The organism is Acinetobacter sp. ANC 5414 (assembly GCF_013004295.1).
Classification (GTDB): domain Bacteria; phylum Pseudomonadota; class Gammaproteobacteria; order Pseudomonadales; family Moraxellaceae; genus Acinetobacter.
On sequence record NZ_JABERM010000009.1, the window covers coordinates 145,953 to 165,434 of the forward strand.

Annotated in this window: 22 protein-coding genes; 9 read left to right on the forward strand and 13 right to left on the reverse strand. The window is 39.1% G+C overall.

The genetic code is table 11. The features are described 5' to 3' along the window. The first annotated feature begins 233 nt into the window (after positions 1–233). Entirely contained in the window at positions 234–797 is a 564-nt protein-coding gene (gene ahpC, locus HLH18_RS05650) for an alkyl hydroperoxide reductase subunit C (protein ID WP_086195510.1), read from the forward strand. Between the two features lie 265 nt (positions 798–1,062). Next, on the forward strand, positions 1,063–1,269 hold the full coding sequence (locus HLH18_RS05655; RefSeq protein WP_067725967.1) for a KTSC domain-containing protein: 207 nt from the start codon (positions 1,063–1,065) through the stop codon (positions 1,267–1,269). A gap of 85 nt (positions 1,270–1,354) precedes the next feature. On the opposite strand, the gene HLH18_RS05660 is transcribed toward HLH18_RS05655, so the two are convergent. Further along, on the reverse strand, positions 1,355–1,945 hold the full coding sequence (locus tag HLH18_RS05660) for an O-methyltransferase (RefSeq protein WP_171546092.1): 591 nt from the start codon (positions 1,943–1,945) through the stop codon (positions 1,355–1,357). A 63-nt stretch (positions 1,946–2,008) separates the two neighbouring features. Then, positions 2,009–2,230: a DUF1653 domain-containing protein gene (locus tag HLH18_RS05665; protein ID WP_171546093.1), complete on the reverse strand. Its 222-nt coding sequence runs from the start codon at positions 2,228–2,230 to the stop codon at positions 2,009–2,011. A gap of 270 nt (positions 2,231–2,500) precedes the next feature. Here HLH18_RS05665 and ahpF point away from each other — a divergent pair, with 270 nt between their 5' ends. The 3 genes from ahpF (at position 2,501) to HLH18_RS05680 (ending at position 6,192) form a co-directional block, all read left to right on the forward strand. Beyond that, positions 2,501–4,066 (forward strand): alkyl hydroperoxide reductase subunit F, encoded by a 1,566-nt coding sequence (gene ahpF / locus HLH18_RS05670; protein ID WP_171546094.1) that lies wholly within the window; start codon positions 2,501–2,503, stop codon positions 4,064–4,066. Positions 4,067–4,266: 200 nt separating this feature from the next. Further along, on the forward strand, positions 4,267–4,611 hold the full coding sequence (locus HLH18_RS05675; RefSeq protein WP_171546095.1) for a hypothetical protein: 345 nt from the start codon (positions 4,267–4,269) through the stop codon (positions 4,609–4,611). Positions 4,612–4,980: 369 nt separating this feature from the next. Next, positions 4,981–6,192, forward strand: a complete 1,212-nt coding sequence (locus HLH18_RS05680) for a YeeE/YedE family protein (RefSeq protein ID WP_171546096.1) — start codon at positions 4,981–4,983, stop codon at positions 6,190–6,192. Between the two features lie 69 nt (positions 6,193–6,261). Here HLH18_RS05680 and HLH18_RS05685 read toward each other — a convergent pair whose 3' ends face one another. Then, positions 6,262–6,783, reverse strand: a complete 522-nt coding sequence (locus tag HLH18_RS05685) for a hypothetical protein (protein WP_502708112.1) — start codon at positions 6,781–6,783, stop codon at positions 6,262–6,264. 193 nt (positions 6,784–6,976) lie between these two features. Between HLH18_RS05685 and HLH18_RS05690 the strand changes: the two genes are divergently transcribed. Next, entirely contained in the window at positions 6,977–8,020 is a 1,044-nt protein-coding gene (locus HLH18_RS05690; protein ID WP_171546098.1) for an NAD(P)H-dependent flavin oxidoreductase, read from the forward strand. A gap of 73 nt (positions 8,021–8,093) precedes the next feature. On the opposite strand, the gene dusB is transcribed toward HLH18_RS05690, so the two are convergent. Beyond that, complete coding sequence (gene dusB / locus HLH18_RS05695) at positions 8,094–9,119, reverse strand: tRNA dihydrouridine synthase DusB (protein ID WP_171546099.1); 1,026 nt, start codon at positions 9,117–9,119, stop codon at positions 8,094–8,096. Between the two features lie 82 nt (positions 9,120–9,201). On the opposite strand from dusB, the gene HLH18_RS05700 reads away from it, so the two are divergent. Beyond that, entirely contained in the window at positions 9,202–10,410 is a 1,209-nt protein-coding gene (locus tag HLH18_RS05700) for a DUF1615 family protein (RefSeq protein WP_171546100.1), read from the forward strand. Continuing rightward, complete coding sequence (locus HLH18_RS05705) at positions 10,377–11,024, forward strand: HAD-IB family hydrolase (protein ID WP_171546101.1); 648 nt, start codon at positions 10,377–10,379, stop codon at positions 11,022–11,024. Before HLH18_RS05700 ends, HLH18_RS05705 begins: the two co-directional genes overlap by 34 nt. 58 nt (positions 11,025–11,082) lie before the next feature. On the opposite strand, the gene HLH18_RS05710 is transcribed toward HLH18_RS05705, so the two are convergent. The 7 genes from HLH18_RS05710 to HLH18_RS05740 all read right to left on the reverse strand — a co-directional run bounded on the left by HLH18_RS05710 (position 11,083) and on the right by HLH18_RS05740 (position 17,285). Beyond that, positions 11,083–12,549 (reverse strand): hypothetical protein, encoded by a 1,467-nt coding sequence (locus HLH18_RS05710; RefSeq protein WP_171546102.1) that lies wholly within the window; start codon positions 12,547–12,549, stop codon positions 11,083–11,085. A gap of 14 nt (positions 12,550–12,563) precedes the next feature. Then, entirely contained in the window at positions 12,564–13,241 is a 678-nt protein-coding gene (locus tag HLH18_RS05715; protein ID WP_171546103.1) for a hypothetical protein, read from the reverse strand. Positions 13,242–13,255: 14 nt separating this feature from the next. Continuing rightward, positions 13,256–13,693: a PulJ/GspJ family protein gene (locus HLH18_RS05720; RefSeq protein WP_171546104.1), complete on the reverse strand. Its 438-nt coding sequence runs from the start codon at positions 13,691–13,693 to the stop codon at positions 13,256–13,258. Continuing rightward, positions 13,674–14,099, reverse strand: a complete 426-nt coding sequence (locus HLH18_RS05725; RefSeq protein WP_171546105.1) for a prepilin-type N-terminal cleavage/methylation domain-containing protein — start codon at positions 14,097–14,099, stop codon at positions 13,674–13,676. Before HLH18_RS05725 ends, HLH18_RS05720 begins: the two co-directional genes overlap by 20 nt. Then, positions 14,093–14,554 (reverse strand): type IV pilin protein, encoded by a 462-nt coding sequence (locus tag HLH18_RS16205; RefSeq protein ID WP_171546106.1) that lies wholly within the window; start codon positions 14,552–14,554, stop codon positions 14,093–14,095. Before HLH18_RS16205 ends, HLH18_RS05725 begins: the two co-directional genes overlap by 7 nt. A gap of 554 nt (positions 14,555–15,108) precedes the next feature. Continuing rightward, the gene (locus HLH18_RS05735) at positions 15,109–16,203 is read right to left on the reverse strand and encodes a fatty acid desaturase family protein (protein WP_171546107.1); all 1,095 of its coding nucleotides are present in this window, start codon (positions 16,201–16,203) and stop codon (positions 15,109–15,111) included. 14 nt (positions 16,204–16,217) lie between these two features. Beyond that, positions 16,218–17,285, reverse strand: coding sequence for a ferredoxin reductase (locus HLH18_RS05740; protein WP_171546108.1), 1,068 nt, complete (start codon positions 17,283–17,285; stop codon positions 16,218–16,220). A gap of 139 nt (positions 17,286–17,424) precedes the next feature. Between HLH18_RS05740 and fabR the strand changes: the two genes are divergently transcribed. Further along, positions 17,425–18,120 carry an HTH-type transcriptional repressor FabR gene (gene fabR / locus HLH18_RS05745; RefSeq protein ID WP_171546109.1) on the forward strand — a complete coding sequence of 232 codons (696 nt, stop codon included), beginning with the start codon at positions 17,425–17,427 and terminating at the stop codon, positions 18,118–18,120. A 52-nt stretch (positions 18,121–18,172) separates the two neighbouring features. Here fabR and HLH18_RS05750 read toward each other — a convergent pair whose 3' ends face one another. Together HLH18_RS05750 and HLH18_RS05755 are read right to left on the reverse strand one after the other, a co-directional pair. After that, a complete protein-coding gene (locus HLH18_RS05750) occupies positions 18,173–19,000 on the reverse strand; it encodes an alpha/beta fold hydrolase (RefSeq protein ID WP_171546110.1) in 828 nt (275 codons plus the stop codon). 142 nt (positions 19,001–19,142) lie between these two features. Continuing rightward, complete coding sequence (locus HLH18_RS05755) at positions 19,143–19,409, reverse strand: PAAR domain-containing protein (RefSeq protein WP_171546111.1); 267 nt, start codon at positions 19,407–19,409, stop codon at positions 19,143–19,145. Positions 19,410–19,482: the final 73 nt, after the last annotated feature.

Below are 19,482 nucleotides of genomic sequence, written 5' to 3' on the forward strand. Positions count from 1 at the left end.
AGTCCCTGAACCTTCATCTTCTTAGGCAAGCTGAAAAACTGATATTTTGTCATTCAGTCATCTTTTTTATACAGCTGAATAGATGAAAGAATCAGATTTGGTGGAATTGTAGGCTTTATATTAGTTAATTCGGTTTTTCCGATTTCAATTATGTAAAAATACTGTTTCAGCAATAACAAAAAATTCGCTATCCTTTTGGAAATCAATTACAAACCTCAATCATGGAGACAATGATGAGCTTAATTAATACAGAAGTTAAACCATTTAAAGCAACTGCATTCCAAAATGGTCAATTTATCGAAGTAACTGAAGCTGATCTTAAAGGCAAATGGTCTGTAGTATTCTTCTATCCAGCTGACTTCACTTTTGTTTGCCCAACTGAATTGGGTGACCTTGCAGACAACTACGCTGAATTCAAAAAATTAGGCGTTGAAATCTATTCAGTTTCTACTGACACTCACTTCACTCACAAAGCTTGGCACGATTCTTCTGAAGAAATCAAAAAAATCGAATACGTAATGGTGGGTGATGCGAACTGGACACTTGCTAAAAACTTCGACGTATTAATCGAAGCTGCTGGTCTTGCTGACCGTGGTACTTTCGTTATCGATCCAGAAGGCAAAATCCAAATCGTTGAAATCAACGCTGGTGGTGTTGGCCGTGATGCTCAAGAACTTCTTCGTAAAGTTAAAGCAGCTCAATACGTTCACGCTCACCCAGGTGAAGTTTGCCCAGCTAAATGGAAAGAAGGCGATGCTACTTTAGCTCCTTCAATCGACCTAGTGGGTAAAATCTAATTTTTATTAGATTGAACTGATTCAAAAAACCACGCTTTTTAGCGTGGTTTTTTTATGAGCTATATAAAACTTTTAATATTCAATTTTCAGCCAAATTAAAATTGCGTAGCGATAAATTCAAAGCCTAAATTGTGTTGATCTAATAGCATTCTTTTTATGAGAAATATTACAATTCTGCTATACATACCCTGATCTTTTTATCATAGTTTCAAAGTATGCAGTCAATCCAATGCTGTGGTATGGAACTGAAGAATAAGGAGAGCTTATGGGAACAATGCTTGTCGTCACTTCTTATAAATACAATGCATCTTCACGCTATTTGAAAATTTTTTATAACAATGGTTCTGGCGAGCTATATCACCCGGTTCCTGAATTTATCTATAATAATTTATTGCGCTGTAATGATAAAACTGCTTTTGTACAAAAATACTTGGAATACGATGTACACTTCACCCGTATTTCAATTCAATAACGTAAATCAGATACGATAAATCAGGGTCAGTTCCCTGATTTATTATGCCAAGCCTAACAATAAAATGATGACTTTTTTATTTATATTATTTATAGCAAATCATAAACAAACCCGCGCCTTTCGACAGGGTCAGGGTCAGGAAACGCCCATCATTTTTGACTAATTCGATAAATTCTTTCACTTCTGCGGCATGAGAGATGACATTGTCGACAATTAAAACGCCGCCTTGCGGATGAATCATATTTTGCAGATAAGTCCAATACCCCACATAGGCATCGCGCTCGGCATCTAACAAGATAAAATCATATTGATCTGTACTCTTTTCAAGAAACTTTTGCGCATCCCCCACCCAGAAATCAATCACATCATCCAATGCCAACTCTTGAGCATATTGCTGTGCTTGAGCGGTGCGTGAAGGATCAATTTCCAGTGTGGTCACATGACCTTGTGTATTTTGCGCGGCATTCGCCAGCCATAAAGTCGAATAGCCTGTAGACGTTCCAATTTCCAATATTGTTTTCGATTGCTGGATACGAATTTGCATCGCCAGGAATAATGCAGAATCGGGTTCAATATTTCGATAACGCTGAATACGCTCATGTTGTAAGGCATCAAATTTGATAAAACTTTGATACAACTCTTGCATCCGTTGTTGGAATGTCAAACTCAGGCTCATATCAGCTATCCCTATCTTTAGCGGTTATTTTGAGTCTAGCTTATCTATGGTAGAAATCTATATCTATGCAGTTTCTTGAATCAATTTAAATCGAGGAACAACTTGACCATCAGCTAGAGTGACCATTTCTTGAAACATCTCTAAAGGACGCACCCACATGGAATAATCACCATATAGGCATTGATACACCACAAGCTTTTCACCTGTTTCACTATGGGTTGCCACATGAAATACCTGATATAAATTGCCTTTATAATGTTGATAAATTCCAGATTTAAGGTTCATTCATTCTTACCTGTTGAAAAGCTTGCTCTTATCATAATCAAAATTTCTATTCATCATGGTATAAATCTGATTCTTTCCCTGAAATATTCAATAAATACTTGAATATTCACATTAACCCCTCATATTTAAAGTCGAAAGCAAAATCACGTAGACGAACATTTAATTCATTTATCCGATCACATAAATTAAAATGAATTGTTTTACCTATTTATTCATTTATCTTACTATAGCCTTATTAAATAAACATTTACTCCCTTGGAGACATTAGCCATGTTAGATCAAAATACTTCAGCACAACTTAAAACTTTACTGGAACGTCTGGAAAGCCCGATTGAACTGGTGGCCTCCCTTGATGCTTCTGACAAATCCGACAAGATCAAGGAGCTGGTGACTGAGGTTGCGGCACTGTCGGATCAGGTGACGGCTCGTTTTGACGGGATCAATAAACGGACTCCAAGCTTCGGGATCGCCAAAGTCGGTGAACAGCCACGCGTGAACTTTGCCGGTCTGCCGATGGGGCATGAGTTTACCTCCTTGATTCTGGCATTGCTGCAAGTGTCGGGTTATGCCCCAAAAGTGTCTGATGAAATTTTAGCGCAAATCAAGGGCTTGAATTTAACCTCTGATTTCGACGTATTCGTCTCTTTAAGCTGCCATAACTGTCCGGATGTGGTGCAGGCCTTGAACCTGATTGCGATCAACAATCCGGGGGCGACTGCCACCATGATTGATGGGGCTTTCTTCCAGGAGGAAGTGGAACAGCGCAAAATCATGGCGGTTCCAATGCTGTTCCAGAATGGTGAACATATTGGTCAGGGCCGTATGACGCTGGAAGAAATCGTGGCCAAACTGGATTCGGATTCATCAACCAAAGATGCGGAAAAACTCAATGCCAAAGGCGCTTTTGACGTCCTGGTGATTGGCGGTGGACCTGCAGGCAATACCGCTGCGATCTACGCGGCACGTAAAGGCATCCAAACAGGGATTGTGGCAGAACACTTTGGGGGTCAGGTGATGGACACCATGGACATTGAAAACTACACCTCAGTGCAAAAGACCCAGGGTCCGAAATTTGCCGCTGAAATGGAAGCGCATGTACGTGCTTATGATGTCGACATCATGAACCTGCAAAAAGTGGCAGCGATTAAAGGTGCCGATGAAACTGCCAACGGTCTGGTTGAAGTGACACTGGAAAACGGTGCCAAGCTGGAATCAAAAACCATCATCCTGTCGACCGGTGCCCGCTGGAGAGAAATGAATGTTCCGGGTGAGCAGGAATACAAAACCCGTGGTGTAGCATACTGCCCACACTGTGACGGTCCACTGTTCAAAGGCAAACGTGTTGCGGTGATTGGTGGCGGGAACTCAGGTGTGGAAGCGGCGATTGACTTGGCGGGTATTGTTGAACATGTCACCTTGGTTGAATTTGATACCAAACTGCGTGCCGACCAAGTTTTGCAAGACAAGCTCAACAGCTTGCCAAACACCACCGTCATTATGAATGCACTTTCTACAGAAGTGGTCGGTGACGGTTCACAAGTCACTGCACTAAAATACAAGGACCGTGCGACCGATGAAGAGCACACGGTGGAATTGGCCGGGATCTTTGTGCAAATTGGTTTGTTGCCGAACACCGATTTCCTGAAAGCCTCGAAAGTTGAACTTTCCAATCGTGGTGAGATCTTGATTAACGAGCGTAACGAAACCAACGTCAAGGGGGTATTTGCAGCGGGTGACTGTACTACAGTACCGTACAAGCAGATCATCATTGCAACGGGTGAAGGTGCCAAAGCATCACTTTCAGCATTCGATTACATCATCCGTTCGGGGCAATAACTGCATCATCCAAACAGTTAAATTTGAATAAAATAAACATAGGCTTATATCTATCCGTAGATATAAGCCTTTTTTAACTCGAGTTTTTTCACCAAACATTACATTTAATCAACAATTTTCGATCGTTGTTTAAAGGGCTTTTTGATTATATTCACACTATCCCATTTATATGGGTAAAATAATTCGAAGGACATATGAAAATGAATAAATTACTTGTTGCTTTAGGTCTTGCTGCTACTGTTGCTTTAGTTGGTTGTAATAAAGATAAGGCACCTGAAACTGGTGCGACCACTGGCGAACATATGCAAAATGCTGCAGATCAAGCAGGTCATGATATTACCAAAGCAGCTGATGAAGCGGCTGCAAAAACCAAGGCTGCAACTGAGGAAGCCACAGCTAAAATTGATGCTGTAGGTGAAGAAGCTGCTGCAAAAACTGAGGCTGCTGCAAAAGATGTTAAAGAATCAGCTAAAGAAGCCACTGCAGCAACTGCCGGTGCTGTTGAAAAAGGCGCTGCAGATGTGAAAGAAAAAGCCCAACAATAATTTAATTTATTGAATAAAAAAGCTCCTGATCAGGAGCTTTTTTATTTTTACCCATCTTACTTTTACCTTTCCATTTTTATAGAGTTGAAGTGCCAATACTTTTAAAAGCATGTTTACCTGTCATATTATTTTCATAACGAAAAACATTTTACAGGTTATCCTCTAGGGAATTCTCGCTATGGCATTTGCCAGCGCCATTGGTTTCTTATTTAATATTTCTACATTTTAATGAATTTATTATTTATTTTACCAATATATAAAATCAATTATTCTCAATTAAAATACTTATAATCTATAAGTTTTAATAATATATATAGTTGAAGAATCGACTAAAATACCCCGATTCATTTCGTTATTTTTTATTCTCCCATGTCTGTTATTGCTGCAAAATCCAATCGATCAAATCTGTCGATTTGGGTTGCCCTTTTTCTATTGTTAGTTGGTATAATCGGTGCCTATCAAGTTGTTGGGCTGAATCAAGCCTTATTATTCCTCATTGGCGGTGCCTTGGGCATGACGCTTTATCACGCCTCATTTGGCTTTACTTCCAGCTGGCGTGTTTTTATTAAAGAACGTCGTGGTCGTGGCTTGCGTGCGCAAATGATCATGCTCGGTCTTGCTGTATTGCTATTCTTCCCTGCTTTAGGCGCAGGTGAGTTATTTGGCAATCCTGTCAAAGGCAATGTCAGCCCTGTTTCCATGTCAGTGATGATTGGTGCTTTTATCTTTGGTATAGGCATGCAATTAGGCGGTGGCTGTGCTTCCGGTACGCTCTATACAGTAGGCGGCGGCAGTGCACGTATGATCGTAACGCTGATTTTCTTCTGCCTCGGCTCTTTAATTGCAACCACGCATTTGGACTGGTGGTTTAACCTCCCTCACCTTGAACCCATTTCCATTGTTTCAAGCTTAGGCGTTATCCCTGCTTTAATCGTCAGTTTTATCCTATTTGCTGCGATTGCATTTGCAACCATTCATTTTGAGAAAAAACGTCATGGTTCACTTGAAGTCGAACCTCAAGCGCAAACTCAAGGTTTAAAACGTTTCCTACGTGGTCCATGGCCATTGGTTTGGGGTGGGATCATCCTCACCTTGTTGAACTTTGCGACTTTAGCTTTAGCAGGTCGTCCTTGGGGCGTCACTTCTGCACTTGCCGTTTGGGCAGCAAAATCAGCCAGTTTTATCGGGGTAGATGTGGCTTCTTGGGCTTACTGGCAACAACCGGGAAATGCCAAAGCTTTGTCTAAATCATTATGGTTAGATATTACCTCGATGATGAACTTCGGCATTATGCTGGGTGCATTATTGGCGGCAAGTCTGGCGGGTAAATTCGCTCCTAACTTCAATATTCCAAAACGCTCACTGATTGCTGCTGTTGTTGGTGGTTTATTATTAGGCTACGGTGCCCGTTTGGCCTATGGCTGTAACATCGGTGCTTACTTCAGCGGTATTGCATCAGGCAGTTTACATGGCTGGTTATGGCTGATTTTTGCCTTTATCGGTAACAGCATTGGCGTCAAACTTCGTCCAATTTTCTTCCCCGACGAACGCCCACAACCTGAAAAATTAACCGGTTGTTAATTCTAAAATACTGAAATTAAAAAGCCCATCACGTGATGGGCTTTTTTTCTACATTCTATTTTTTAAAATTTAGTTTAAAGCGGCTTTTAAATTACAGCCGAAGCCCATTATTTCCTGAGCCTGACGGTATGTGGTATAGCGATTTAAAATAAAATCATAAAACTGATCTGCATTTGCAAAACTTTTAGTCAAGTCTTCAGCTTGCATATTAGGTAATTGGACTTGCCCGATTAAATTCAGGTTTTGATTGCCCAAATGATACATCTCTACAAAATATCCATTCATCATTTCACAATAGGCTTGTTTGACGGGTTTTAAAGACGTTCGGCTCACTGCATTCTGATCTAATGTCTTGAGTTGATTAACATCCAGTACAGACTGATCTGAAAAGGCAATATTATTGGTTTTTTTAAATGCCTGATAATTTTTAGATAACTGTTGATTTAAAGTCTCAAAACGCTGTTGCAAACTTGCGACATCCTGAACTTTGTATTGCTGCGGATCAATCTGTGTTTTATGCTGTTCAGAGCTTGAACATGCTGAAAATAATAAACTTGAAATTAAAGTCACAAAAATTAACGGCTTCATCATAACTTGCCCAATAGTCACATCATATAACACCACATTATGCCTGAAATATCCCTTCAGATTGACTTTTCATTTATAGGGCGCCATGAGAATAAGCAAGCAAAAAATGTCATTTCATTTCCTCAGGAAATAACGAATATTATTTGCTTAATTTTCAAGGCTTGGGCAAAGTAATATAAATCAGCAGGAGCTAAATATGACTTTATTAGAACAACTTGATATTAGACATCCTATTTTTCTTGCCCCTATGGCAGGTGTTTCCACCCCAAAATTGGTTGCTGAAGTCTCTAATCAAGGAGGCTTAGGCTCACTTGGTTTGGGTGCAAGTTCTGTTGAAGCGGCACGCCAGCAAATTTTAGAAACTCAAGCACTGACCCACCAACCTTTTCAGGTGAATTTCTTTTGTCATCAAAGTTTAGAACTCGACCACGAGATTGCAAAACAATGGATTCAATATTTAGCACCTCAATTTGAGAAGTATCATGCTGTTCCACCAACAGAATTAAAATGTATTTATCCCAGCTTTTTAGATCATGACGATTATTTAAATTTGGTTTTAGAGACACGACCTAAAGCGGTCAGTTTCCACTTTGGTATTCCACATCCTCATCAAATTCAGGCTTTAAAACAAGCCGGTATTATCACCATGGTTTCAGCGACTAATCTGGCTGAAGCGCTTGAAATTGAAGCGGCCGGTATTGATGTCATTATTGCTCAAGGCATTGAAGCGGGTGGACATCGCGGTATTTTTAACGAAACATTTGACAGTGCGGTTAAAACGTCTGATTTGGTTCAGTTGATAAAACAGTATTGCACTTTACCTATTGTCGCTGCTGGCGGCATCATGAATGGAAAGCAGGCTCAACTCTTATTCAAATTAGGGGCAGCAGCCGTTCAACTGGGGACGGCATTTGTGCAATGTAAAAGCTCCAATGCCAATGCGGCATATCGAAAAGCACTGTTTAGCAAACCGATTACTCAAATTAGCACAAGTATTTCTGGTCGTCCTGCGCGGGGCTTGATTAATCACTGGCATACCCAAGTGGATCGCCCTGAGCGCCCCCCTGTTGCGACCTATCCATATTGCTATGACTTGGGCAAACAACTCAATGCAGCAGCAACAGCTCAAGGTGATCATAGTTTTGGTGCATTTTGGGCAGGAACCAATGTAGCTCAAATTCGAGAAATGGAAGCTGCCGATTTAATTAACCAACTGGTTCTGGAAATGAGTCAGGCCTAATCAATTAGGTTATATCAGCCATAAAAAACCTCTCAGTTGAGAGGTTTTTTATTCAAAATAAACTATTCGATCATTATTTGGTTTCCAGCAGATTGACCTGTTCAACTTGCACATCACTCATAATTTCACCTTGAGCGAGTAACTGATTGAAATAGTCTTCAACCACATTGAACTGCTCAGCCGTACTTTCTACTTTATACATATTCTGACGGAACTCGTTACTTGAACGTAAACCTTTGGTATACCATGCAATATGTTTACGCGAAATCCGACACCCTGAATATTCACCATAGAAGTCATACAGTTCAGATAAATGTCCTAACAGCACATCTTTGACTTCCTGAATATTCGGTGCAGCCAGATGTTTTCCTGTGGCTAAATAGTGGGAAATTTCACGGAAAATCCACGGTCTGCCTTGTGCAGCACGTCCAATCATGACCGCATCAGCACCAGTATAATCGAGTACATATTTAGCCTTTTCAGGACTGTCGATATCGCCATTGGCAATCACCGGAATGTTCAACATCTGCTTGACTTCTTTAATCAAACTATAGCGCGCAGTGTTCAGATACATGTCTTCACGGGTTCGACCATGCAATGCCAACGCGGCTATACCCGCTTCTTCCGCACGTTTCGCAACCCGCATAATATTTTCATGCCCATTTAAATAACCCAATCGGGTCTTTAAGGTCACTGGCACATCCACAGCAGCCACGACAGCATCTAAAATACGTGCCACCAGATCTTCATCTTTTAATAAGGCGGAACCGGCCAATTTATTGCAGACTTTTTTGGCAGGACAGCCCATGTTGATATCAACAATCTGTGCGCCATTGGCGACTTGATAGCGTGCCGCTTCAGCAAGCTCAAGCGGGTCAGAACCTGCAATCTGTGCAGATATAGGTGCGATTTCACCATCAAAATTGGCACGATACAAACTTTTCTTGCTCATGCGCAAGGTTTGGTCTGAGGTCATCATTTCACTGACGGCATGACCAGCACCAAAATATTTACACAACGTCCGAAATGGACGATCCGTAACACCTGCCATGGGAGCAACAATTAAATTATTTGACAGCTGATATGGACCAATATACATATAAATTCATCACTTTTTTGACCGGCATAGTATACTGCATCTGCTGTATTGGCTCATCCTTTTGGAATATGTTTTCATCATTATGAAAAAAACTCTTGTTATGTCATCTCATGTTAAATCCTTGAGTATTCTGGCTTTGTCTCTTAGTTTAGTGGCATGTGGAGATAATTCTTGGTGGTCAAAAAATAACGAACCGACTCTAGAAGAAGATCAAATCAAGCGTCTGATCCCACCGCGTGTCAATGACCGAAGCTCATGGGCCAAAGATATTTACAGTATTACAGACCAGCTCGATATTCCCCAAACCAAGGAAAATATTTGCAGTATTGTGGCCGTCGTAGATCAAGAGTCTAACTTTGTCGCTGACCCACAAGTTCCCGGTTTAGGTGTCAAGGCAGTTAAAGAAGTTCAAGACCGTTTGGATGAAAAATTTAAAAGCAAATTGGGTGATGCTTTAGGTGGAACCATGGCAGGCTATTTCCAGGAAGTCTTAAAAAACCAGCCTAGCCCTGAAGATAACTATTTAAGCCAAATGCGTCGGGTAAAAACTGAACGTGAATTGGATGAGTTATATCGTGAAATTTTTGCCTATATGTCAAAGCATTATCATGTTAGCGCATTAACGGGTGCAGCTAAACTGGTTGGACAGGATATTGGTGAAAAATTAAATCCAATTACCACATTGGGCTCAATGCAAGTTCATATCGGTTATGCCAAAGAACACAAACGCCAAGGCGGCAATATTGCCGAATTACGTACCGACTTATACAGTCAATATGGTGGTTTGTATTACGGTATTCATCGTTTAATGATGTACCCTGCCGATTATGACAAAGCCATTTATCGTTTTGCAGATTATAACTCTGGCATGTATTCAAGTCGCAATGCAGCCTTTCAAAGCATGCTGAATGATTTAACGGCAGCTGAGCTAGACTTGGATGGCGACTTATTACTTTACACTAAAGAGGGCTCAATCCGTTCTGCAGCCAGTCAGTCAGAACGCGAACTGATTAGTGTTTTTGCAGCCAACAATATCTTAGTCACACCACGACAAATTCGTGCTGACTTAAAAAAAGAAAAAGAGAAAGATTTTGAAGATACAGCCACCTATCGTGCTGTAACCAAGCTCTATCATGAAAAAACAGGCAAAGACCCTATTTATGCAATTATGCCTGAAGTAGTCATTTCTGGTCCTAAACTGAGCCGCGAATATAATACCAACTGGTTTGCAACACGCGTAAATGGAAGATATCAATCATGTATGCAACGGGCAAAAAGAATAAAAATTTAGCGCTCTTCGATTTTGATGGAACCCTGTGTAAAAAAGACAGTTTCACGGGGTTTATCTTCTATGCTTTATCCAAACGACATATCATCAAACAAGGTATTAAAATCCTCCCTTGGATTCAAGCCTATTATTTAAATGCCTACCCTGCGCATGCCATGCGTTCTAAATTGTTTCGCGCAATGTTTAGCAATGCAGATGTTCTAGAATTAGAGCAAATTGCGCAGGAATATGCATCAAATTTAATATCTCAATTAAATCCACCCTTACTGAAACAACTTAAACAGCATCAAGTTTTAGGTGATGAAGTTGTACTGGTTTCGGCATCGGTTGATGTCTATCTCAAGCATTTCTGTAACTTATTAAATATTGATTTAATTTGCACTCAGACTGAACAAGTAAATAATACCTATACTGGGCAATACACAACTCTAGACTGTAGTTCAGAACAAAAAAAGCTACGAATTTTAGAAAAGTATTCTTTAGATCATTATTCTATGATTTATGCCTATGGCAATAGTGTTGAAGATAATGAAATGCTGAGTTTGGCAACTTATTCATATATGGTAGGAACGGATCAACAATTACCTGAAATTATTGACTATAAGAAGTTGGCTTAGTTGCATTTACGTGCATAAAAAAACCCACAATTGCTTGTGGGTTTTTAGATTTTGGTGATTACATGTAGCGGATAGATTTTGATTTGGTCGAATAGATTAATACAGGAATATTATTACCATCAGTATTACTTTTGCCTAAAGTAACTGTCATATTACCTTGTACCTCTGTTTTCAAATCACCTGTAACAACCAAGTTCCCTTTCACATTAATATTACCAGTACCTGTAATTTTTCCTGATGCCTTTCCTGTACCACCCGCACCCTTAGTGCCAACTATATTGCCATACAAATTCATCGTAGTATTATTGGCTGCATCAATTGCAAATTCAGTGTCTGTTAAGAATAAAATATTCGACAAATTCGCTGGAAATAGATTGGTATTTTTTAAAAATTTATCTTTATTGTTTTCAAAATATGCCACACTTGTGATTAAATTTCTTTGCGTTGCATCATAAGTTTGACAAAATTGTACAGGATAATTTTCAGCTGGACATACAGTATCTAAACGAGCTTTTATATTACTATCATTAGCAGTTAATAGATAATGCATAGGCGCATAAGCATTATAAACACCAGCTTTATCAATTAAATCCGTTGTAACCGAACCAGTTGCCAAAACAGTATTAATCATATCATTTGGTGTTGCCACTAATTTAATAATCACATTACCATCAAACCACATAATTCCTGCTAACTTTGCAGTTGATGAGTTAAATGACCATACTCCTTTATTATCAATAGATACTCCAGTTGGACAAGTTATTTTTGTTGGTGTTGTAATTACAGTTGTATCTGTAGTATGCAAATTATTTTGATAACACTCCATTGCCCCAGCATTATTTTTCGTAAAAAGATAGTTTGCATAATTTTTTAAAGTTGTCGCATCGGCAACCTCAATTGGATTCGTATAAGCTTGTACTGTAATTCCAGTCAAAGTTAAAATTTTTCCAGAGGTATCTACAACTTGTCCTGCATTGGTACCTCCTACAAAAATGGTAACGTCCTCACCTGTTTCACCTACAAATTTTGCATTTCCCCCGACAACTAAACCACCAGCAAAAATAGTGCCGGCAACCGTGCTTTGCTGAACTTCTTTCTGATATGCATACATGGCACGAATAATTGCCGAAGCTCCACCACTTTGACCTGTAATATCAAAACAATAATGTACTTCACCAGGAATTGTTGATGCTGGACATGAATTAGATTTTACATAACTACTTGTAATCGTAGTACCTTCACTGATGTCACCTGCGGTAATTTTGTCTAAATATCCTTGAGGTTGATTCAACAAAAACTTACTCAATGCATGATAACCCATCATCACTTTCATTTGTGCCTGAGTCTGCGCATGCGCAGTAGTTGCACTCGACTGCAAATTACGCATAGAGGACATATAGCCAACGGTAAGTACTGTTAATGACAAACCCACCAACACAATAAATAGAAGCGTGGAAATACCTGCCTGCTTATTGAAAGAAACCAATTTATCCATGTCTCTTTTATTCTTCATAGAATATTGCATGACTATTCCTCCCCCTACTTAAAGTTAAATAGACATGTGACGTTTTGAATCGTGCGTGCCGTGCTATCGGTACTTGCTGCATAAGTATTCGCCAGCAAAGTCACATGATACTTCCCTAGAGGCGTGCTAGAATCACCTGTAATTCCAAAAGGACTACAACCTCCGGTTACGGACTGAACCTTAATATCAATTTCACCAATTTTATTATTCGTATTACCCACACCCGAATTACTTAAAGCAGAATGATCAATTTGGATTAAAGGCTCTTTGGCAATCGTATCTGCCGGTTTAGCCAAACTAGAACATGAATAGCCCACATCCGTTTTGCCATATAGATACAAACCACTTGTATGACTTTGTAACGCCTGACAATGTGTAGTTGATATTTTCCACACTAAAAATTTTCCAGCCTGCCCCAATGTAACAGCATCTCCATTTTCATCTAAGATGGCAAAATCTGCAGCAGTCGGATTAGTTAAGCCATAACCTAAACCTTGTAAAATTCGGTCAGTGGCGATTAAACCCAACATAATATGACTATCAACTTTTGCGCCGAGAGAAGCTTCTGTTGTCACTTTACCAGTAGTAACAAATGCCCGTAGCATTGCTAAAATAATAATGATTGAAAGCGCCAATGCGATCAGGATTTCAATTAACGAAATACCTCGCTGTGAAAATTTCAGGTTACCCATTTTCCCTCTCCTTTTCACGGCGACATTTGCACTTTGACAGGTACAAAAGTATCGTCATCTTTAACTGCTAATGTTGCGGCATTCACTTTGATACCACCTGATGTCGAGGAAGCAACCCCTGCACCTGTAGAGTCTCTTGCAACAACGGTATAAGCTCCTTCGCTTACAACACAATTTAAATTAACACCTGTACCAGCAACCTGAATTTGAACGTCATATGCTCCAATTGCCTTACCACCGCACGCATCAGAGTTTTCCAACTGCTGTCTCATTTGATTAACAGTATGCAAATGAATATTCTGGTCACGATGCAATACCGCTGTACGTCCCGAAATATAGGCAGCCCCCAAGCCAATGACTGCCATTAGAACTATAGATACCAGTACTTCTATTAAGGTCACGCCTTGTTGATGTTTATGCAGAGCAGAATTTTTATAAAGCACCTGTTGCATTTGTACCTCCACTTGCTGTGATGGTATAGAGAGCACAACCTGTAGTTGTGATATTTGCATTATTATTTAAAATCACCTTTTGATCGCACGCTGTTGATAAAGTCACCGTGACTGTAGGTGCAATATCAATACTCCAAATAGCGACATCATTACTGTCTTTTACAGCTACGGTAGTGGTGGTCACTTCTAGACTTGCTGCTTTAGTAGCACCTTTCACCGCATTCGGATTACGTAAAGCTTCATTTTTAGTGCGTGCATATGCTTCTAAAAATAGTTTTTCAGTTTTAGTAATTTGTTGATTTGCTACCCAAACTCTTCCAAGCGGAAAGATCGCCAATGCCAATATTGCAAGCAAAGCGATAGCCACCATCAACTCGATGAGGGTCACTCCACGTTGACTTACCATGACGTTAATCCACCACAGCCTGATGTCGCAGGCACACCACGTTGATTTTTACTATTTAAAGTTAAAGTACACCCTACATTACGACCTTTACCTGTGGCGGTAAGTACATATCCCTTTTTTGAATCTATATCTTTAACTTCCATGGTGTAGTCAAAGGTTTCAAGTTCGGCTGGTTGCCAAGCAGAAGCATGAGTTTGAGTTTCTGCAGTCGTGGTTGTAGGATTAGGAGTAGGAACTGTATACGTTAAATTACGTTGATACAGACTTTCTAAAACCAGACTTAAGGCAACAAGATCTGCCCCAGCATTACGAGCCTTCGCTTTAGTGATGTAATTTGAATACATAGGCATCGCGATTGCTGCAAGAATGGCGATAATTACCACTGTCACCATCAGTTCTATGAGAGTAAAACCAGATTTAAATTTATGAGCTATTAAAGACGGTTTTTTATGCATTTTTCTTTCCTATACCAAATGGCATATTTATATACAAAAATTAACACATCCCGCTTTTATTATTGTTTGTAAAAATGATCATTATTTTTTAATTGTTAATCAATTAATTTATATTTTAATAATCATTATTATTTACATTTACTTATTCACAAAAACTTAACATACTTTGATTTAAACAAAAAAATAATAATAAAACAATGAAATTCAATTACTTTATAGTCATAAATATTAGGGGGTTATTTATTTAATTTTCTGAGCAATTAATAAATGCTGCTTTATTAAGCATACTCCCAGGGGGTATAATTACAGTCCTATATTTTTACTTTTTGACAATAGGCAAAAGTGCTCAAAAAGAAGATTATTATGCAAAAATATTTATAAAAAAATTAACAAAAGATAAACAGTTGGTAAGGTTAATTTATTAGCAAATTCATTCAACGCTTAATACTAAATTAATGGCTTATAATTTTTATTCTATATTATAAAAATTTCAGGAGTGATTGTTATCCCACAATCACTCCTGAAAAACAGTGTATCAAAATCTTTTAATAATCTTATTTTTTAAACGGAAACGCATATTTTGCAATACGTTTAATCACGCTGCCATACTGCTTGATCAGACTGGCATTGTTGTAGTTCAAGCCATACTTTTCACAAACAGCCTGAACCTTTGGTGCCATTTTACGATAGCGACGTGCTGGAACATCTGGATATAAATGATGTTCAATTTGGTGACTTAAATGACCAGTCAAAATATGGAATGCTTCTGAACCAGTTAAATTCGATGAACCACGAATCTGACGCATATACCAGTGACCACGACTTTCATTTTCAAGTACTTTCTTCGGGAAGACTTCAACATCTTTAGTGAAGTGACCACAGAAAATAATACTAAAGGTCCAAATATTACGAATACCATTTGCCACCAGGTTCCCAGTCAACACAGGTAAAGCAGCAGGGCCTGCAATGAGTGGGAAAAACACATAATCTTTAAACAATTGTTTAGTGATTTTGCGCTGCATCGGACGCCATTCTTCTTTCGCTTGTTCTTTGGTTTTACGCCCTTTCAAGACTTTACCAATTTCAAGATTTTGAATTGCTACGCCCCATTGGAACAACAAGCAAAATGGAATCGCATAAATCGGTTGTAAAAGATAGCCGGGTTTCCAGCGTTGTTCCGGGAAAAGTCGAAGCAAGCCATAACCGATATCATCGTCCATACCTTTAATATTGGTATAGGTATGATGTTTATAGTTATGGGTTTGACGCCAGTTATCCGCTGTACCGACAATATCCCACTCGTAAGTTGGACCATGGAATTTTGGATCGTTCATCCAGTCATATTGACCATGCATGACATTATGACCCAGCTCCATGTTTTCCATGATTTTGGCAAAACCGAGCAAACCAGTACCTAAAACCCATGCTGGCGGGAACCAACCGGCAAACAAACAGGCACGTCCAGCAATAGAAGCATAACGAATGGTTGAATAAACACGACGAATATATTTCGCGTCTTTTTCCCCAATATCATCGAGAACTTCTTGTTTAATGGCATCTAACTCACGTGCCAATCCATCTAACTGAGATTGAGTGAGCTCACCATTTTTAGGATTTTTAAAATATTCTATTTTTACGGGCATATTCATGATATTTGACTCACTTATAAATCAATAACAAGATCAGACTGTGCTGAATTGACACAAATTTTTAATAAATTACCAGGTTCTGAATTTTGACCACCATTCACCAAGTTCTTGGTTGAACCTTCAACTTTATTGCAGACACATTTATTACAGATGCCCATACGGCAACCATGAGTAGGTTTAACATTCTGCTGTTCTAGACTTACTAAAATCGACTGGCCTTTTGGAATAGCCAACACTTTTTTCGATTTCAGTAAGGTTACATTGACAAAGCCAGTTTCAGAACTTTCTACCGGTGTCATGCTAAAAGCTTCACTCTTGAAACTTTGCGCATGTGCAAATAATTGTTCAGCCTGTGCGACAAATCCGGATGGACCACATGCGTACACCACGCTATTTTCAAGGTTTTCCACCAATGCAGCATGAGCTTGATTTAAACGTTCGCCAGCATCGGCTTCTTGAGTATAAAAAACCTGAAATGAAAAATTGGGATATTGTTCAGCAAGTTGCTCAAAACGTGCCTTAAAAGCCACATCGGCATATTCTTTCACCCAATACATCAACTGAATTGGCGCTTGAGCCATTCGATCTGTTTTAGAGAGTGCTTTGAGTAAACTCAACATTGGGGTAATACCACTACCCGCAGCAAGCAATAGCATTGGTTGAGCCTGTTCAGGTAACAGCATATCGCCATACGGCTGACCAAATTCAAGGATATCACCGACTTTAGACTGTTCAACCAACCAAGAGCTGACTTTACCTTGATCTACTTTTTTAACCGTCAACAAGACATGTTGAGAATCAAGTTGAGTCAAACTGTAGCTGCGTTCATAGCGGATACCATCGACTTCCACAAAGATCGGATGATGCTGCCCTGCTTGCCCAACCTCAAAATGACGATTGAACTGGATGGTTAGACTCACCATATTTTGAGCAGAATTTTCTTTTTGAACAATTTTCCCCAAGGCTTGGTTAAATGACCAAAGCGGGTTAAATTTTTGCAGCCAAAAGTTTGCTGCATGCTGATCAATAACAGTTTCAGCAAGTGAACTTAAGGGAGATTTCGTTTTTTCTAACACATGCATAGTAAGCACCACGCGATTGAATTTTAATTATTATACACATGTATATATATTTGTATATATATCTGTATTGTTTCTATTCATTTCCCAAGTGACCAAGCAACAGCTATAATGTTTTGGTGTCTCTAATCCTTTGAAAAATATGAATCAGTATTCAATCAAAAAAAATGTTGATGCTCCTGTTGATAAACAGAATTTTGTTCATGAACCGGTGATCGTCCGCACAGTTGGTCGAAAAGCAACAATTACCAAAGAAGAACTGTTTCAGGCTGCACTTAATTTAATTGGTCCGCAAAAAAGTATTGCATCATTAAGCCTGCGTGAAGTTGCCCGTGAAGCGGGTATTGCACCGAACAGTTTTTACAGACATTTCAGAGATATAGATGAACTTGCAATTGAATTGATTGATCGTTCAGGTAACGTATTGCGTCAAATTTTGCATCAGGCACGCCTAAAAGCTTCCAAACAAGGCAGTATTATTCGCAGCTCAGTAGAAGTTTTTATTGAACAACTAGATGCAGATGAAGGAAATTTAAGCTTATTACTCCGTGAAGCTTATACTGGTTCTGCTTCATATAAATTAGCAGTAGAGCGCCAATTAAATTATTTTCAACAAGAATTACAAGAAGATTTAATTCGCTTGGAACGTCTCAATCATAGTAAATTGTTTCATCCTGACATTGTTGCAAAAGCCATTACACAATTGGTATTTAATATGGGTGCCAAAGTGATTGATATGCCCATGACTGAACGTAAAGAAATTGCAGAACAAACCATGATTATGATTCGCATGATTTTAGAAGGCGCACGTCAATTGGATGAAGCGCAAATTCGTTAATTGTTGAATGTGTAAGGATTTAATCCTGAGACATTAAATTCTTATTATATTCTTAAACGGTTTTCTGCTGAGTAATAATCTGTTTAACCAGTTCAGCGGTTTTTTCAGGCTGTTCCAACGGAAACATATGCCCGCCTTGCATCAAACTATAATTAATCCGATAGGTCTTTTGCATCCCTTGTGGAAAACCTTGCTTGTAAAACGGACTGTTCTGCGCACTAATTAAATGTACAGGCACAGTTGGTGCTTTCCTTGGCGTACGCCACCACCATGCAGGTACCGTTCTAAAAATTTCAGCTTCAACCCTTTTAGGTACTGCCAAAGTTAAGCCTCCACGTTGAATATCTGGTTGCAAACCACAGGCTAAAAAATCCTGAAAACAGTTTTCATCAAAATGTTTAAATAACGGATTATGCCGCATGGAAGCATAGGCTTGCTCATGATTTTCCCAGTGATCTTTTCTTTTCAAGGTGATGCCTGCCGGAGTCAATTGATCGATTGCTTTTAGTTTTAATTTTTTTGCAATCTCGAATATTGGTGACTTTGAACCAATCACAAAAGGCGGATCCATAATCACCAATTGTGAAAATAAATCAGGGCGTTTATAGGCAGCCATTAAAGTGACCAGTGAACCAAAGGAATGTCCAAGACCGATCACCTTTCTACCATGAAATTTCTGCTCGATATCATCAACAATTTGATCGACCAAATAACGCCAGTCATGAGTAATGGGATATTGTGGATTCAGTCCAATCATCGGAATGGACTTCAAATCAAATTCATCTTCAAAGCAAGCAAAAAACTTTTGATAACTTGGCGCAGGAATTCCATTGGCATGGGTAAAATGAATGGCTGTCTTTTTAAATGATGAATCCTTCATATCGCTATGCCCTTCCCTTATTAAACGTATTCACGTGGTGATAGCTTAAGGAAAAGCCTGCTTGATTCAAATCACTAAATCATGGATAAGCTGACTTCAAAGTCAGTCTTTCTATCAAAAATATTTTTCAACGCGATTAAGATTATTTCTTTGAAATAACTAAAGCTTGATTGCCTAGGAAAATTGCACCACAGGTCGTTTTATCTCCGGCAATAACAATCCCTCGTCCTTGCACTACGGTTGATTGATCTGCTGCAATTGCCGACACCACAGCTTGACATTTTGGACAGTAATGTTTCATACCATGTAAATGCACCGCAATGCCATTAATGATAAAGGTATTTTCACATTCAGATACAATGCCGCCATGCGTGGTTGAAGACCCCATGCTTACTAAAGATTTAGCCATAATTTTTCTAATATATTTTTAATATGTATTTTGATGATTTTAACATGAGATGAATTCCACGCTCTATATCTAG

Excerpts from the sequence above, each read along its gene's own strand:
- ahpC (WP_086195510.1), top strand. The coding sequence starts at position 234 with ATGAGCTTAATTAATACAGAAGTTAAACCATTTAAAGCAACTGCATTC.
- HLH18_RS05655 (WP_067725967.1), top strand. The coding sequence starts at position 1,063 with ATGGGAACAATGCTTGTCGTCACTTCTTATAAATACAATGCATCTTCA.
- HLH18_RS05660 (WP_171546092.1), bottom strand. The coding sequence starts at position 1,945 with ATGAGCCTGAGTTTGACATTCCAACAACGGATGCAAGAGTTGTATCAA.
- HLH18_RS05665 (WP_171546093.1), bottom strand. The coding sequence starts at position 2,230 with ATGAACCTTAAATCTGGAATTTATCAACATTATAAAGGCAATTTATAT.
- ahpF (WP_171546094.1), top strand. The coding sequence starts at position 2,501 with ATGTTAGATCAAAATACTTCAGCACAACTTAAAACTTTACTGGAACGT.
- HLH18_RS05675 (WP_171546095.1), top strand. The coding sequence starts at position 4,267 with ATGAATAAATTACTTGTTGCTTTAGGTCTTGCTGCTACTGTTGCTTTA.
- HLH18_RS05680 (WP_171546096.1), top strand. The coding sequence starts at position 4,981 with ATGTCTGTTATTGCTGCAAAATCCAATCGATCAAATCTGTCGATTTGG.
- HLH18_RS05685 (WP_502708112.1), bottom strand. The coding sequence starts at position 6,783 with ATGATGAAGCCGTTAATTTTTGTGACTTTAATTTCAAGTTTATTATTT.
- HLH18_RS05690 (WP_171546098.1), top strand. The coding sequence starts at position 6,977 with ATGACTTTATTAGAACAACTTGATATTAGACATCCTATTTTTCTTGCC.
- dusB (WP_171546099.1), bottom strand. The coding sequence starts at position 9,119 with ATGTATATTGGTCCATATCAGCTGTCAAATAATTTAATTGTTGCTCCC.
- HLH18_RS05700 (WP_171546100.1), top strand. The coding sequence starts at position 9,202 with ATGAAAAAAACTCTTGTTATGTCATCTCATGTTAAATCCTTGAGTATT.
- HLH18_RS05705 (WP_171546101.1), top strand. The coding sequence starts at position 10,377 with ATGTATGCAACGGGCAAAAAGAATAAAAATTTAGCGCTCTTCGATTTT.
- HLH18_RS05710 (WP_171546102.1), bottom strand. The coding sequence starts at position 12,549 with ATGCAATATTCTATGAAGAATAAAAGAGACATGGATAAATTGGTTTCT.
- HLH18_RS05715 (WP_171546103.1), bottom strand. The coding sequence starts at position 13,241 with ATGGGTAACCTGAAATTTTCACAGCGAGGTATTTCGTTAATTGAAATC.
- HLH18_RS05720 (WP_171546104.1), bottom strand. The coding sequence starts at position 13,693 with ATGCAACAGGTGCTTTATAAAAATTCTGCTCTGCATAAACATCAACAA.
- HLH18_RS05725 (WP_171546105.1), bottom strand. The coding sequence starts at position 14,099 with ATGGTAAGTCAACGTGGAGTGACCCTCATCGAGTTGATGGTGGCTATC.
- HLH18_RS16205 (WP_171546106.1), bottom strand. The coding sequence starts at position 14,554 with ATGCATAAAAAACCGTCTTTAATAGCTCATAAATTTAAATCTGGTTTT.
- HLH18_RS05735 (WP_171546107.1), bottom strand. The coding sequence starts at position 16,203 with ATGAATATGCCCGTAAAAATAGAATATTTTAAAAATCCTAAAAATGGT.
- HLH18_RS05740 (WP_171546108.1), bottom strand. The coding sequence starts at position 17,285 with ATGCATGTGTTAGAAAAAACGAAATCTCCCTTAAGTTCACTTGCTGAA.
- fabR (WP_171546109.1), top strand. The coding sequence starts at position 17,425 with ATGAATCAGTATTCAATCAAAAAAAATGTTGATGCTCCTGTTGATAAA.
- HLH18_RS05750 (WP_171546110.1), bottom strand. The coding sequence starts at position 19,000 with ATGAAGGATTCATCATTTAAAAAGACAGCCATTCATTTTACCCATGCC.
- HLH18_RS05755 (WP_171546111.1), bottom strand. The coding sequence starts at position 19,409 with ATGGCTAAATCTTTAGTAAGCATGGGGTCTTCAACCACGCATGGCGGC.